This window comes from Enterococcus sp. FZMF (genome assembly GCF_030263915.1).
Lineage (GTDB): Bacteria > Bacillota > Bacilli > Lactobacillales > Enterococcaceae > Enterococcus_D > Enterococcus_D casseliflavus.
Genome location: NZ_CP127160.1, coordinates 2,087,006 through 2,100,953 on the forward strand (window position 1 = coordinate 2,087,006; position 13,948 = coordinate 2,100,953).

Here is a 13,948-nt window from a genome sequence, read left to right on the forward strand (position 1 = left end):
AATAAGTTTTTACACCTTTAATTTACTCCTATCGCATTTTTTTAACAAGTAAAACGGAAGAAATATTAATAAAAAAATAGTTAGATATATTATGATTGTTTTATTACTACAAAACAACAAAAATCAGCTACCTTGAAAGTCCTTCCATCGATGAAAGCGAAAATTTATTCAATTTTAACAACATTATCACGTATACATTGTTAAATAATGATTAAAAATCGGAATATTTCTTTATTTAAGAAGTGCTTAAATGTAAAATAGATAGAGTATTAGGAAAGAATGGTAACCGTTCTTTTTTTACAATACAAAAATACTAATTCATCGAAAATAATAAAAAGAAATTATCGTTTTCTTTGAACAAAGGGGATAAACAAATGAAAAAGACTCTATTTGGATTTGTGTTGGTAACGGCCTTATTTATGGCTGGCTGCTCGAGTGAAGACGCGGAAAGTGATACTGTCGAATCCTCACAACAAACAACAGAAACCACGACGGCGCCATCTGAAGATGATGAAGAGATAGATGATTCAGACGAAACTGATGATTCTGATGCCGACATCAGTGAAAGTTCTGAAGAAGAAACTGACAGCGAAGCGAATCAAGTGTCTGCTGACGATTTAGAAGTACAACTTGAAAAATTATCCGATACGTACGCTGAAATGATTGCAGAAGTGGAGGGTTATATTGCGAATCCTGACACGTATGACTTAACAGCCTACACCTCTATCATGCGCAATTATACTGATTTGATGAGAGAATTACAAAAGACTACAGAAGCAATTGAAGCTGCTGATTTAGGTGACGGCTGGGCCTATCACGATATCTATATGGATATTTTGGAGGACTCTGTAAAACTAACAGAAGCTTTCGGTAATTTACCAGAAATGCAGCCATAATTAAAGGAGAAATGCGATGAAAAAAGTACTAATCAAACTGGTACGAATCTTAAGCATTATCGCGATTATTTTAAATGTGATAGGCACTTCTGCTCTGTTTTATATTGCTCACACTCATAATTTACTGGGATTTATGATTCAAACTTGGCAAAATAATCCATTAAATTTTAGTAATTCAGATGTGCTGATAATCAATAATGCGATTATATTTTTGGTGATTCCAATTTTACTTTTAACTTTCGTGAAAAATCCCAAAAAATAATCTTTCGTGGCTCCTCGAACCGTAAACTTTAAAAGCAAAATCGTTTGTCCATCGATTTTGCTTTTTTTCTTTACCTTTCATTTAGAAAGTTTAAAATTCTTTAAAAAGCACAAAGTAAATATTGTAAGCGATTGCTAAAATAGGAAAACCTGCTATACTGTAAGTGTAAGGAGCAAGGATTCCCAGTAAAGCAGACGAAGCAGGTTCTGCAAGAAAAGAATTGTTGTCAACTTAGAATAAAAGACAAAGGATGTGGGAATTTGAGTTACTCCTTACTAATTGAATAGGATTCGGCGATGGGCATCGTTACCTGAGGATCAAAGTGGACATAAGAACCTTTGAGAACCTAGAAAGCACAATCGTCGAATCTATTTTTTTGCTCTTTTTTTCAGGCATCGTCCCCCCTCCTTCTGTCGAAACATGCTATAATTAATCGCATTGAACGAAAAAACGATATGGAGCTATTCATAAAATGAACTATTATTATCACTTCCTCGTGAACCCTGCTTCAGGCAGTGGACGAGGAAAAAAAGCGGTGGAACGTGTGCAAAAAATTGTAAAAAAACATCGTTTCCCCCATCAAGTCTATGTAACAAAGTCTCCAGGTGATGAACGAACGATCACACGAAAACTCTTAAAAGAACGCCTCATTCCTTGGGATGAGGTCTATTTAGAAAACGGCGAGATGCTTTATCCATTATTGGTGGTTATCGGCGGTGATGGAACGTTGCACCAAGTAGTATCAGAGTTACAACTTGAACAACAACAAATCCCCGTTGCCTATATCCCTGCTGGTTCAGGAAATGATTTTGCTCGGAGTATTGAGTTGCCGCGGGAACCAGAAAAAGCATTTTGGAAAATTGCTGGTACTACTAAACCTCAAGAATTGACCATTATCCGTTATGAGGAGCAGATCCAAGAAGAAAATGGCATTGCCCTTAACAATGTCGGAATTGGTCTTGATGCGGCAATCGTCTATACCACCAATCACTCTATGGCAAAAAGCCATCTAAATAAGTTTAATCTTGGCTCCTTTTCCTATATCGCTGCGATTATTCGGGTTTTGTTTCGCCAAAAAGGCTTCCCGATCTTAGTTGAGTGCAATGGGCAGCAGTTCAGTTACAAAAAAGCTTTTTTATGTACCACGACCAATCATCCTTACTTTGGCGGCGGTGTGGCGATTGCCCCAACTGCTTCAGTCAAAGAGAAAAAGTTTGATTTCGTTCTTGTCGAACGTGTGTCGCTTTTTAAGATTTTTTGGCTGATCGGCTTACTGATGCGAAAGAAACACATGAATTCACGTTACTTTCACCATCTTTCCACTTCGAAGCTGAGAATCATCTCCACCGTTCCTCAACATGGACAAGAAGATGGCGAGGAAATGGGGCAACGCCCCTTTGATATTACCTTTACCACGGCTTCACAATTATTCTGGTGCCCATAAAAAAACGATACAAATCGCTGCTGATTTGTATCGTTTTTCTATACGTTCGATCATTAATTTTTCGCCGAGTGGTATTGCCAACGACGTCTTCCTTCTCTTCCCAAAATAAATTGGAGCATTGAAAATACGGCAGCAAAAGCAACTAGTACGAAGCCATTGAACCAAAAAGATTCTGTGAACGCTTGATTATAAGTGAGGGTTTCACTGATCAATGTATTGTTTTGTACAAACCAATAGGTTGGCGTAAACGCTGCAATTTTATTGACGATATCTGGCAGGAAATTCGCGGATACAAAGACACCACCGACAAAACAACTTCCTGTTATAAAGATATTGCTGATCCCACCGATTGCTTCTGAGTTTTTCACCAGGGAAGTGACACAAGCTGAAAAGCTGATAACTGGCAATAAAAACAAGAACGTATTCAAAATGTGGTACCAGGCTGCTGTATCCCAAGACGTGCGAATCACTAATAACACCATCAGTAGTAGAAAGCCGAAGGTCAAGAGTAGCGAGTAGCTGATCAAACTTAGAAGGATTTTCCGCTGCAATACACGCTTCGGAAGTGGTGCACTCTGGTTTCGCTTGCTGATTTCTTTGCGATTGAATGCCAAGTTGATCACACCAAACCCGCTAAATACCGAGAGAAAGAGCCCATAAGACAATAAGTTAAAGGTCATGCCAGTCAACAGTTTTTTCATTCGCTGCCCATACTCTGCACTCAGCTTCACATCCCCTGTGACCGCCAGTGCAGATTGCGCTTGTTCTATCGCCGATCCGACGGTTTTGCCTTCCTCCTGAAACAAAAGGACTGTTTGTAAAAAAGTGTTCACTTGCTGAGTGACGACTGTTTTAGAAAAGGCATCTGGTCGACTTTGAATCTCGATCGTCGGCATCTTGCCTGCCTCAACTTGATGAGTGAAATCTGCTGGCACATGCAAGACGATGTTTACACGATTAAAATAAAGCGCATCATCAATTTCTTTTTGCGAGGTGCCATCCAAAGTGACCAAGGTTTGCTTTTCTTTTAAGTAGGCTCGGAGACCATCCACGACAGGCGACTCCTCCTCACTGATCAACGCAATTTTTGCCTCTTGCAAAGAGGTGTTTTCGACATCGATGCTTTGTGCATAAAAGAATGTGACAACAACAGTGATCAATACCCCAATCAGTAAGTTCGACTTATTTGATTTAAGCAAAGTCCAAATCGTTTTATAAAGCGTCATAGCGCACCCCTCTTTCGACCCAAGCATTCCCGATGGCAAATAGGACGATAAAACCAGTCAGCCATAGAAGATTGCTATAAAAGCTAGTCAAATCTGTATAGTAGTACAATTGATACAGGCTTTCACTGATCAAATTGACGAGATTCACTTGCCCCAACAGTGGCACATGCAGATCAAGCCAATACTTGATTTGTTCCGAGCCCATCATCCCGGCAAAAAAGCTCATTGCCATCGTCACGGAAATCAAAATTCCGTCCTTTTGCACCAAATTCATTTTTGGTGTCAGATTCCCAATCAATGTCCCTAGCAAAATCGCACACAATGATCCTAATGCGGCAACCAGCAGTAACCATTGCCAACGATCGCCAAAGTCTACTTGATAGACAAAACGAAACACCGCTAAAATAATGTAGACTTCTACTAACACAATCGTAAAACTCGCCGCTAAATTCGCACTTGAAACCAATGTCCGTTTTCTTGGTATCAAGGAAAGCCGAATACCATTCGCGGATTGATTGGCTTGCTGATCCTGGACATTGCGGACACCCCACATCGTCCCGTAGAGGATCGCCATCCCGATCAACGTAAAGAAATAGAAACTTTTGAAACTCATGTCACGATCAGCATTCACTTCTTGAAAAGTCGCTTCCTGCTCAAAAGCCGATAGAATTGGTGCCAGATCAAGGCTCTCAAGTTCTGCCGCTTTACTAGCAATGATTGCTGTGCGTTGTAAAAATTGATCCATTACATTTTTCATCAACGACTGGCTCATGCCCGCTTGGCCCACATGCAGAGAAATGGTTTCATCATCAATCAGATAATACCCAGCTAAATCACCGGCAGTCAGCTTCTCAGCTGCCTCTGCCTCTTGTAATTCCTCGAGTTCAAATAATGGTTTTTCATTGATTTTTACTTGTTCAAGGACGGTGGAAAAATTTTCCGAAAGCGCTGTTTGATCTCCAGTCTTTACGATCCCCGTTGGGATCGTTTCTAGATTGCCCGCTTGATCGATCTCCCCGAAGGCAGCCATAAACATTAGACCTAAGAGGATAGGAAACGCCAACGTCCAAAACAGCATGGATTTATTTCGCAGCAACACTTTTGTGCGGTATTTATAAAAATGCCAAAACATTGTGATTCCCTCCTTTAATCTCTCAATTCCTTGCCCGTGATCTCTAAAAAGACATCATTCAAGGTGGCTTCTTTGGTTGCGATTTTTCCATAAGTAATATGCTCTGCTTGTAAGAGCGTCAGAATCGGTAATAAAACTGTATTCAGCTCCGTCGTTGTTACTTCAAGCTGACCGTTTTTATAGGCGATCCCATCAGAAGCAATGGTTTGCTGAATCGTTGTCAATACAGGCTCAGGCAGTAAGGGGATATCGATGGTCAAACGATCCGCTGTCCGTACCATATCTTTTAGAGATTCCTTGGTTCCTTTAGCAATCACCTGTCCTTGATCCATAATCACGATCTGATCACAAAGAATCTCCACCTCTTCCATGTAATGGGTCGTATAAACAATCGTCGCTCCTTGACGATTCAGTTCTTTGATACTTTCTAATATTTTGTTCCGACTTTGAGGATCGACCGCTACCGTGGGTTCATCTAAAAAGATCAAGCGCGGCTTATGAGCGATCCCGCAGGCGATATTCAATCGTCGCTTCAACCCACCGCTGAGCTCGCCTGGGTGAAACGTCACAAAATTTTCCAATCCCACTAATTGAATCACTTCTTCGATCAAGGCTTGGCGTTTCTGTTTGTCAGCAACATATAAACCGCAAAAGTAATCGATATTTTCTTGCACACTAAGTTCTTCAAAGACGGCAACATCTTGAGGAACGACGCCAATCATTGCCTTGACGGCATAATTTTCCGGCGTCATGATTGATCCAAACAGTTTAATGGTCCCTTTGTCATAATTTAACAAAGAGAGCATACAGTTGATGGCGGTGGATTTTCCGCTCCCGTTTGGTCCCAATAATCCTAAAACTTCTCCTTCTTGAACTTGCAGATCAAAATGGTTCAATGCCACAAAATCACCATAGCGTTTTACTAATTTATCAATTTCGATAATCATGATGAAAAACTCCTTCCAAATTTCTTGTTAATCTGACTATAATAAAGTTCAAGGAAAGAAACTAGTGACGATTGGCTAAACCAACCATGACATTTGTCACAATGAAGGAGTCTCCTATGACGAACTATCGACCACTCACCGAAGCGGGCTTTTTCCTCGCTATCTCATTGTTCTTATTGGTAAACCAAGGATTTGTTGCTGTGCAAGTCATCTATCTGCTGATCGCTGTTTTATTTACTGGCGTCAGTTATTTGCTGCCTAAGAAACCAAGCTGGTTTTTTCAAGTTATTCTGTTGCTGCTATGTGCCTTTTGGCCAGCGCTTGCCCTCTTTTTGCCCGCAATGATGCGGGTGATCGCTCCAAAAGAAAGACAAGATGATGGTTTATTCCTATTAGGTTTTTTGTTGATTTCGACGGTGGGCAATCATTCCCCCACTGAGCTCGCCTTTATCATCCTGTTACTGCTTTTCGCTTTTTATTTACGAAAAAAAGAGCAGCGAATGATCGATCTTGAGAAAAAATATATTGCTTCAAAAGATACCCATTGGGAAAAGCAGCAGCAGTTATCGGAACAAAACAAAGCATTAGCCCTGTCACAAGAGACAAAATTAGCCTTACAAATCGCGGAAGAACGAAATCGAATCGCGCGAGATATCCATGACAATGTCGGCCATCTACTTTCGAGTGCCATTTTACAAATTGGTGCGCTTGAAATGATCAATCAAGAGCCGAAATTAAATGTGCCGTTAGCAAATTTGAGTGCAACGGTTCACACTGGGATGGATCGCATTCGGCAAAGCGTTCATGATCTCCATGAAACATCGATTTCTTTTCCGCAAGCCATAGAGTTTCTGATTGCTGATTTTCCCTCTTCCGTAACGATTGAAGGAAACTTGTTTGAAGGATTGAGCGAAGCACAGCAAAACTGTTTCTTAATGGTCATCAAAGAAGCCTTGACCAACAGCATCAAACACAGTCATGCCAAAACCGTTGTCGTGCATTTTCGAACGCTGCCCGCCTTTTACCGTTTGCAAATCACCAACGAGGACGTCAATTCACCCCAAACTGCAAACAGCGGAATCGGTCTGAAAACGATGCGTCAACGGGTCCAGGAGCTGCAAGGTCAAGTTCATATTTTGCAAGAAAACCAACGCTTTCAGTTGACGATCATTTTACCAAAGGAGGAACACCAATGATTACTGTAGTCATTATTGATGATGACCCGTTTGTGACGACCTCGTTACAAACCATTCTTGAAAGCACAGAAGAAATTCAGGTGTTGGGTATCGGTCATTGTGCCAAAGACGCCATTGCTCTTTACGAAGCCCATCGTCCGGACGTTTTGTTGACCGACATCCGTATGCCGGAACAAACTGGGATCGCTGCTGCCAAAGAAATACTGGCTAAATTTCCGCAAGCGATCCTCTTGCTTTTGACCACCTTCAAAGATCAAGAATACATTCGTGAAGCCTTTTCTATCGGTGTCAAAGGATATTTGATCAAACAGAACCTGCAAGCGATCATCCCTTCTGTCAAAGCCGCATACAATGGGCAAGTCGTGTTTGGGAATGAGATCGTCGAGACCTTCACGCAAATGATGAAGAACCAACCAGCGATAGACAATCAAGCATCTTTTAGCGAACGTGAACTTGCGATCATCAAAGAAGTAGCAGCGGGTAAAAACAATAAAGAAATCGCTGATGCCTTGTATTTGAGTGATGGAACCATTCGTAATTACATCAGTCAATTACTAGAAAAGCTGGAGTTGCGGGATCGCACGCAATTAGCGATCTATTATTATCAGCATTTACAGTAAACCTCATCGATTGAAAAAAAGCCTGAAGAATGCGAAGCTGCATTCTTCAGGCTTTTTGTTTTCTATTCGATTATCCGACTGTCGTAGTTTTTTTGGTGGACAAGCTATGGATTTCCAGGACTGCCAGGATTCGTTGGATTATTCGGTGTGTTAGGCGGAAAAATCGGTGCCTTATCTAACGTTTTTTCTAAGCCAGATTCTTCCCGATCGCCTCGTTCTGACTCAGGACTTTCATCCAATTTGAATTCTTTTTCCATCTCATCTAACTTTTTAAAATCGTTGCCAGATTCTTTTGCTAATTTTGCTAATTTATCTTCGGTTTCTTTCGCCATAACGTAACGCCTCCTTTTGATTTTAGCTTAGCATAAGAAGCTAAAAAACCAAAAGAAAGCGCTCACTAACGACCCTTTTTTAGTATTTTCTCATCTTTGAATCAACCATTTTTTGTGGGCATAAAGTCGTATGGAGAACAATCCTTCATGCCAATCATTGGATCCACTAAATGCTTTTTGACCATCGTTAAAGTCAATACACCATCGTTTGGCGTTTCTTCGATGAGTGCTTCTTCCCCCGTGGTTCCTTCACTTAGAGCCTTATCCCCTGACAGAGGCTTTGCCGTTTCTGTCTGATTTGATGCTGACGGCTCCGTCTCGGCAAAAGCAAACAAATCAAGCCCACTATCTGAGGTCTTTTCTACCGCTTGCTTGTTAGCAGTAACTTCAGTGCTGGATTGCTCCTTTATCTTCGTCGAAGACATTTTTACTTTCGTGTCAACAGAGGAATCATCATAAAATGGATCATCCGCTTCTTCAAATTGGGCCAATTTTGCTCGTTGCAACGGCGTCATTTTTTCTGTGCCATTGATGCGTTCTTTCAGCGTCGTTAAACGAGTCGCAGATTCGTGGTTGACACAAGTTTGGTACGCTTGTGGTTCACCAAGTAAAATCAGCATCTCTTTGCTGCGGGTCACAGCAGTATATAGCAAATTGCGCTGCAGCATGCGTTGGTATTGATGAACCATCGGCAAAATGACCATTTGAAATTCACTACCTTGAGATTTATGGATCGAACAACAGTAGGATAACGTGATCTTGTTCCATTCATTCCGCTTATAGGTTACTTCGTTGGCATCAAATTGAATGACCAGCTCGTCGATCTTGTCTTCCGACTGTTTGGATAGAGTGATCCCAACGATTTTCCCCATATCGCCATTAAACACGTTATCTTCAGGAGAGTTTACCAACTGCAAGACCTTATCGCCGATACGATACACCGTATCATTGAAGGTCACCTCTTTTTTGGTCCCATCATTGGGGTTAAAAATCTCTTGCATCATTTTATTAAGGGCATCGATACCCGCTGCCCCACGATACATCGGTGCCAACACTTGAATATCTTGCGGCGTGTAGCCTTTGTCTTTTGCCCGTTTCACGATTTGAGCGATCAACGGTTCGATTTTGTAAGCATCACACGCAAAGAAAGAACGATCTTTTTGGTTTTGTGTAAAATCAGCAGGCAGCTGCCCGTTTTTTATGGCATGGGCGAGTGGAATAATACTTGACCCATCACCTTGACGATAGATTTCCGTCAATTCTTGTTTCGGGATCGCATCGATCGCTAGCAAGTCATGAAGGACTTGCCCTGGTCCCACAGAAGGAAGCTGATCTTTATCCCCCACAAAAATCACTTGCATATTCGTAGGAATCGACTTAAAGAGGGTATTCGCCAGCCATGTATCCACCATAGACATCTCATCGACGATCAGTAAGCCGCCTTCTAATTCTTTTGGACTGATCGATGGCGCTTTTTCACGTCCGTTCAAGCCTAACAAACGATGGATCGTACCACTAGGCAAGCCAGTCGTTTCGTTCATTCGTTTGGCGGCTCGACCAGTCGGTGCTGCCAAGAGAATCGGAAAGGTTTCGTCGCTGTATTTTGATGGTTCTAAGTCCAAATCGTTCAATTCAGCAAACAATTGTACGATCCCATTGATCACCGTCGTTTTCCCAGTACCAGGTCCTCCTGTCAAAATAAACAATGGCGAACGAATGGCTTCTTTGATTGCTTCTTCTTGCGAAGACCCATAGGTGATGCCTAAATGCTTCTCAATTTTTCGCAGCGTTTTGCTGATTTTTTTCTCAGGATACACGATCTCTTTTTTGCGGGAAAGCAAGCGTTCGATGGAACTAGCGATTCCCCACTCAGAAAAGTACAAACTGTTTTCATATAAACGAGTTTCTTCTTGCTGGATTTTTCCTTCTTCCACTAATTGAATGATCGTTGATGCCAGGTCGTCTGGCGCGATCTCAATAGGTCGACTCGTCTCTAATAAACGCAGTGTCTGCTCTAACAAGTCCTGGGCGTGGATAAAGGTATTACCCGTCTGCAAGGATTGGGCAAAGATCTGATGCAAGACTGCCGCTCGAAACCGTTGCGGTGACGAAGCTTCGATCCCTAGCTGCTCAGCGATGCCATCTGCGCGTTTAAAGCCAATGCCTTCAATGTCTTCCACCAGCTGGTAAGGATTTTCTTCGATAATTGCTAATGCTTCATTTTTGTAGGCTTGGTAGATTGCAAAAGAAAGCTGACTACCAAAACCATAACGGCTCAAGCCAACGATCACTTGATCCATCCCATGATTTTGCCGAACGGTATCTAAAATCATTTTTTGCTTACTTTCATTCAATCCTGGAATCTGCTCCAACAATGTTGGTTCTTCCAGCATCCGGTCGATCGCTTCTTCTCCTAAAAGATCAACGATTTTTTCAGCGGTCTTCTTGCCGATCCCTGGAAATTTTTCTCCAGAAAGATAGGCGATCAACCCTTGTTCAGAGGTCGGTTGTTCTTGTTGGTAGCTTTCGGCCTTCAACTGGACGCCATACTTGGGATGATTGACCAGCTCACCAAAAAACCGATACTTTTCCTCTTCTTGGATTTCGCCGAAACTACCAGTAACGACGATCTCCGAGTCTTTGTAGTCGGCATTATTCTCAGTGACTTTAACTAATAGTACTTTATAAAAATTGCTGGGATTCTGGAAAAAGATGGCGGCAACATGGCCGACAAAAAACGTTCTTTCTGGAATCATGGTGCCGCTCCTTTCATGGTTTACAATAAAGCGTCTAATCCTGCCTGATTGCTTAAAAAGCTTGCTTCATTCCAAACTTTTAGTTCAAAAGGCAATACTTTTTGTTCATTCGTCTCTAATAAGCTAACGCTGTTATTGACTAATCCACCTTGTTCTCTTAATTCGGCTAATGGTTTGCCTGCAAGCCACTGAATAGAAGCCGTAAAGGATGCTCCATGACCGACGAACAATAATGGGCCTTCATGCTGCATCACCGCATCCATGACGACGGTCTCGATTCGGCTCAATGTTTCTTGGATCGGCTCACCGTTAAAGGCACTGGGATCGTAAAGATCCAGGTGATTACGCAGATCAGTCAGTTGCTGGGGATACTTCTCATGCATTTCATCGATGGACCGACCTTCCAATTCACCGAGTCCGATTTCTCGCAGGTTCTCATTATAAATGATTTCAACAGGGTGTTGGAGTCTTGCTTGGATCTCTTGAGCAGTCACTTTTGCTCGCAAAGATGTACTTGAGTAAATCTTCTCAAAAGGAATAGCTGCCAGATAATCACCGAGTAATTTGATCTCATCATAACTTTCTGGCAATAACGGCGAATCCCCCAGCATTCCTTGAAAGCGGCGTGCTTGGTTCCACTCTGTTTTTCCGTGACGGGTAAAGTATAATTGCATCGAAAAAGCCTCGCTTCTTAGTCTAATTTGTCGTTCTCGTAATGATGCGTCAATTCCAACTGCGGAAATCCTTGCTGCCGCAAAACTTCATAAATAATCAACGCAGCCGTATTTGATAGATTTAGGGAACGAACGTGCTCATCATTCATAGGGATCCGCAAGCATTTTTCGGCATGCTCACGCATAAAGCTTTCTGGAAGCCCCGTCGTTTCTTTCCCAAAAATGAAGAACTGATCGTCATCTGCGGTGTAATCGACATCAGAATACACGCGATTGGCAAATTTCGAGATCAGGTACAACGGACGCGCTCCTAAAAAGTCCATAAAAGCAGCTAAATCTTTATGATAGGTAATATTGACATCGTGCCAATAATCAAGCCCAGCACGCTTCAATTGCTTGTCATCCGTTGAAAAGCCTAAAGGCTCGATTAAGTGTAAATGAGTATTTGTTGCTGCACACGTCCGTGCAATATTCCCCGTATTGGCTGGGATCTGGGGTTCAAAAAGAACGATGTGATTCATAGATAAAAACTCCTTTCGATCGGATACTGCCGATCGGTTCTCGCATTGATTTGTGTCGTTAAACGTTACGTTTTCCATTGCATGCTCAGTAACTACTTCAATAACTTCTATAGTACCATATTTTGGCACGCTTGTTTTTCTAGAAACAACATTTTTTGGGCGCTTTTTTGGGCATAAAAAAAACGTACCAACTCGGTGTCGATCACTGCGAGTCGTTACGTTAGTGAAGCTCTTTTCACTAACTTTTATCAGAACAGGAACCTGATAAAAACCAATGAAAAATGACTTGAGAACAATATATCACTCCCATGGCATGATTGCAAGAGTAAATAACAAAAAAGTTCAAAATATTTTCAGGAAATTTTCGCAATCAACACCTCAACATCAACCGTAATCTGTGTCAAAGGGGTTTGTCGCAGCTTTTCTTTGCGTTCCTCCGAAGCCCCCCACTCTAACGGGGACATGGCAAGTAAATCTTGACGATTTTCTTCAGGGATCGCAAAAACATGCGTCACTCTTTGACGGGATGCGTTGGGATAGTGTTCAAAAAATTTGCTAACGACCCGTTCATTCGAATACTGCTGTTTTGTTTCGTTATCAGGATAAAAAGCGGCTCGTAGCTCTTTTAAATAGTCCGCCGCAGGAACCACTTTGATCAGCTGTCCGCCTTTTCTTAGAATGCGGTTAAACTCCCCATAATTTGACGGCGAAAATAGATTGAAAATCGTATCAAAGCTCGCTTCAGCAAACGGCAGGTTGGTCAGATCCGCCACACACCAAAAAGCTGGTACGTTTTGATTGGTTGCTAGATAGACTCCGTCCTTGGCAATATCAAAGCCGACAGCCGCCTGAGTCTTTTCATTGACCAGCTGAGCCAGAAAACTGCCTTCCCCGCAGCCAACATCTAAAAGATGCTTAGCATCTCCCAAAGCTGCTTTGATGGTCTCAAGGACTGGTGCATACATGCCGCTAGCGATCATTCGTTGACGCGGCAAAAACAGTGCTTGATCATAATCTGCTTTGACTTGATGATCCAAAAAGAAAAGTGTGCCTTTCTTTGATAAGTCAAATCGATGACGATTTGGACAAACCAAGCCATTTTCGGTCGGGAAAAATGCTTGGCGGCACAATGGACATTCAAACAAGTGATAATGGGCGTTTAAAAATAGGCGCCCGCGATCGATTTTTTTTAACATTCAACTTCCCTCATCTCTGCTCTACTTTAGCATATTCTTGTGGTAGAATGCTAGTGGATAGAATAACAAATCAATTGAACACCCATCAAATGGAGGTAAATCATGTTAAAAGAATTTTGTGCAGAAAACTATACCAATATTCCCTTAGCAATCGCCCGAGGTGCAAAGCGCATCGAACTCTGTGATAATTTAGCAGTCGGCGGAACAACACCAAGTACCGGCGTGCAAGAAGAAGTTCTGCAATATGCTGGCGAAAAAGGAATACCCGTTATGACGATCATTCGACCTCGGGGCGGTGATTTTGTTTACAATGATACAGAATTGAAAATCATGCATACCGACTTGATCGAAGCAAAAAAATTAGGAACAGACGGCGTTGTTCTAGGTTGCTTAACACCTAGCGGCTGGTTGGACGAAGAAGCATTGGAGCTACTGTTAGAAACCGCAGAAGGCTTGCAGGTTACTTTTCACATGGCGTTCGACGCGATTCCTGCAGCGCGCCAATTCAAGGCGATCGATTGGTTAGCTGAGCATGGGGTACAGCGGATTTTGACCCATGGTGGTGCTGCAGGCACTCCAATCGAAGCAAATTTCGATCGTCTGAAAGAATTGATCGCCTATGCTGGTGAGCGTTTAACGATTTTACCTGGCGGTGGCATTTCCTTTGAAAATGCCCAAGAAGTTGCCGATACACTAGGTGTAAAAGAAGTTCATGGAACCAGAATCGTTGACCTTAACGATTGAGC

At 42.1% G+C, this 13,948-nt stretch carries 14 protein-coding genes; 6 read left to right on the forward strand and 8 right to left on the reverse strand.

Features of this window, described 5'->3' with window-relative positions; genetic code table 11:
* The first annotated feature begins 374 nt into the window (after nucleotides 1-374).
* The 3 genes from QN079_RS10190 to QN079_RS10200 all read left to right on the forward strand — a co-directional run bounded on the left by QN079_RS10190 (nucleotide 375) and on the right by QN079_RS10200 (nucleotide 2,602).
* On the forward strand, nucleotides 375-896 hold the full coding sequence (locus QN079_RS10190) for a hypothetical protein (protein WP_289229687.1): 522 nt from the start codon (nucleotides 375-377) through the stop codon (nucleotides 894-896).
* 16 nt (nucleotides 897-912) lie between these two features.
* A complete protein-coding gene (locus tag QN079_RS10195) occupies nucleotides 913-1,158 on the forward strand; it encodes a hypothetical protein (RefSeq protein ID WP_015509962.1) in 246 nt (81 codons plus the stop codon).
* Between the two features lie 472 nt (nucleotides 1,159-1,630).
* Nucleotides 1,631-2,602 (forward strand): diacylglycerol/lipid kinase family protein, encoded by a 972-nt coding sequence (locus tag QN079_RS10200; protein ID WP_289229688.1) that lies wholly within the window; start codon nucleotides 1,631-1,633, stop codon nucleotides 2,600-2,602.
* 53 nt (nucleotides 2,603-2,655) lie between these two features.
* Here the strand turns inward: QN079_RS10200 and QN079_RS10205 are convergent, their stop codons facing one another.
* Genes QN079_RS10205 through QN079_RS10215 form a run of 3 tightly spaced genes read right to left on the reverse strand, consistent with a single transcriptional unit; the run spans nucleotide 2,656 to nucleotide 5,907 of the window.
* Nucleotides 2,656-3,828: an ABC transporter permease gene (locus QN079_RS10205; RefSeq protein ID WP_289229689.1), complete on the reverse strand. Its 1,173-nt coding sequence runs from the start codon at nucleotides 3,826-3,828 to the stop codon at nucleotides 2,656-2,658.
* Nucleotides 3,815-4,960, reverse strand: a complete 1,146-nt coding sequence (locus QN079_RS10210) for an ABC transporter permease (RefSeq protein WP_289229690.1) — start codon at nucleotides 4,958-4,960, stop codon at nucleotides 3,815-3,817. Before QN079_RS10210 ends, QN079_RS10205 begins: the two co-directional genes overlap by 14 nt.
* Nucleotides 4,961-4,974: 14 nt before the next feature.
* Nucleotides 4,975-5,907, reverse strand: a complete 933-nt coding sequence (locus QN079_RS10215; protein WP_015509966.1) for an ABC transporter ATP-binding protein — start codon at nucleotides 5,905-5,907, stop codon at nucleotides 4,975-4,977.
* Between the two features lie 86 nt (nucleotides 5,908-5,993).
* Between QN079_RS10215 and QN079_RS10220 the strand changes: the two genes are divergently transcribed.
* Together QN079_RS10220 and QN079_RS10225 are read left to right on the forward strand one after the other, a co-directional pair.
* Nucleotides 5,994-7,103 (forward strand): sensor histidine kinase, encoded by a 1,110-nt coding sequence (locus tag QN079_RS10220; protein ID WP_370447897.1) that lies wholly within the window; start codon nucleotides 5,994-5,996, stop codon nucleotides 7,101-7,103.
* Nucleotides 7,100-7,723 carry a response regulator transcription factor gene (locus QN079_RS10225; protein WP_005229739.1) on the forward strand — a complete coding sequence of 208 codons (624 nt, stop codon included), beginning with the start codon at nucleotides 7,100-7,102 and terminating at the stop codon, nucleotides 7,721-7,723. The genes QN079_RS10220 and QN079_RS10225 overlap by 4 nt, the downstream gene beginning before the upstream one ends.
* A gap of 104 nt (nucleotides 7,724-7,827) precedes the next feature.
* On the opposite strand, the gene QN079_RS10230 is transcribed toward QN079_RS10225, so the two are convergent.
* The 5 genes from QN079_RS10230 to QN079_RS10250 form a co-directional block, all read right to left on the reverse strand.
* Entirely contained in the window at nucleotides 7,828-8,055 is a 228-nt protein-coding gene (locus QN079_RS10230) for a hypothetical protein (RefSeq protein WP_005229738.1), read from the reverse strand.
* Nucleotides 8,056-8,156: 101 nt separating this feature from the next.
* On the reverse strand, nucleotides 8,157-10,811 hold the full coding sequence (recD2, locus tag QN079_RS10235) for an SF1B family DNA helicase RecD2 (protein ID WP_289229691.1): 2,655 nt from the start codon (nucleotides 10,809-10,811) through the stop codon (nucleotides 8,157-8,159).
* A 20-nt stretch (nucleotides 10,812-10,831) separates the two neighbouring features.
* Nucleotides 10,832-11,485, reverse strand: a complete 654-nt coding sequence (locus tag QN079_RS10240) for a histidine phosphatase family protein (RefSeq protein WP_289229692.1) — start codon at nucleotides 11,483-11,485, stop codon at nucleotides 10,832-10,834.
* Between the two features lie 17 nt (nucleotides 11,486-11,502).
* A complete protein-coding gene (trmL, locus tag QN079_RS10245; RefSeq protein WP_015509970.1) occupies nucleotides 11,503-12,006 on the reverse strand; it encodes a tRNA (uridine(34)/cytosine(34)/5-carboxymethylaminomethyluridine(34)-2'-O)-methyltransferase TrmL in 504 nt (167 codons plus the stop codon).
* 353 nt (nucleotides 12,007-12,359) lie between these two features.
* The gene (locus tag QN079_RS10250) at nucleotides 12,360-13,202 is read right to left on the reverse strand and encodes a methyltransferase domain-containing protein (protein WP_005229724.1); all 843 of its coding nucleotides are present in this window, start codon (nucleotides 13,200-13,202) and stop codon (nucleotides 12,360-12,362) included.
* A 102-nt stretch (nucleotides 13,203-13,304) separates the two neighbouring features.
* On the opposite strand from QN079_RS10250, the gene QN079_RS10255 reads away from it, so the two are divergent.
* The gene (locus QN079_RS10255; protein ID WP_015509972.1) at nucleotides 13,305-13,946 is read left to right on the forward strand and encodes a copper homeostasis protein CutC; all 642 of its coding nucleotides are present in this window, start codon (nucleotides 13,305-13,307) and stop codon (nucleotides 13,944-13,946) included.
* Nucleotides 13,947-13,948: the final 2 nt, after the last annotated feature.

Bases quoted from the DNA above. Each gene is read 5' to 3' on its own strand.
- QN079_RS10225 (WP_005229739.1), top strand. From the start codon at position 7,100: ATGATTACTGTAGTCATTATTGATGATGACCCGTTTGTGACGACCTCG.
- QN079_RS10210 (WP_289229690.1), bottom strand. From the start codon at position 4,960: ATGTTTTGGCATTTTTATAAATACCGCACAAAAGTGTTGCTGCGAAAT.
- QN079_RS10205 (WP_289229689.1), bottom strand. From the start codon at position 3,828: ATGACGCTTTATAAAACGATTTGGACTTTGCTTAAATCAAATAAGTCG.
- QN079_RS10200 (WP_289229688.1), top strand. From the start codon at position 1,631: ATGAACTATTATTATCACTTCCTCGTGAACCCTGCTTCAGGCAGTGGA.
- QN079_RS10195 (WP_015509962.1), top strand. From the start codon at position 913: ATGAAAAAAGTACTAATCAAACTGGTACGAATCTTAAGCATTATCGCG.
- QN079_RS10230 (WP_005229738.1), bottom strand. From the start codon at position 8,055: ATGGCGAAAGAAACCGAAGATAAATTAGCAAAATTAGCAAAAGAATCT.
- QN079_RS10190 (WP_289229687.1), top strand. From the start codon at position 375: ATGAAAAAGACTCTATTTGGATTTGTGTTGGTAACGGCCTTATTTATG.
- recD2 (WP_289229691.1), bottom strand. From the start codon at position 10,811: ATGATTCCAGAAAGAACGTTTTTTGTCGGCCATGTTGCCGCCATCTTT.
- QN079_RS10255 (WP_015509972.1), top strand. From the start codon at position 13,305: ATGTTAAAAGAATTTTGTGCAGAAAACTATACCAATATTCCCTTAGCA.
- QN079_RS10250 (WP_005229724.1), bottom strand. From the start codon at position 13,202: ATGTTAAAAAAAATCGATCGCGGGCGCCTATTTTTAAACGCCCATTAT.
- QN079_RS10220 (WP_370447897.1), top strand. From the start codon at position 5,994: ATGACATTTGTCACAATGAAGGAGTCTCCTATGACGAACTATCGACCA.
- QN079_RS10215 (WP_015509966.1), bottom strand. From the start codon at position 5,907: ATGATTATCGAAATTGATAAATTAGTAAAACGCTATGGTGATTTTGTG.
- QN079_RS10240 (WP_289229692.1), bottom strand. From the start codon at position 11,485: ATGCAATTATACTTTACCCGTCACGGAAAAACAGAGTGGAACCAAGCA.
- trmL (WP_015509970.1), bottom strand. From the start codon at position 12,006: ATGAATCACATCGTTCTTTTTGAACCCCAGATCCCAGCCAATACGGGG.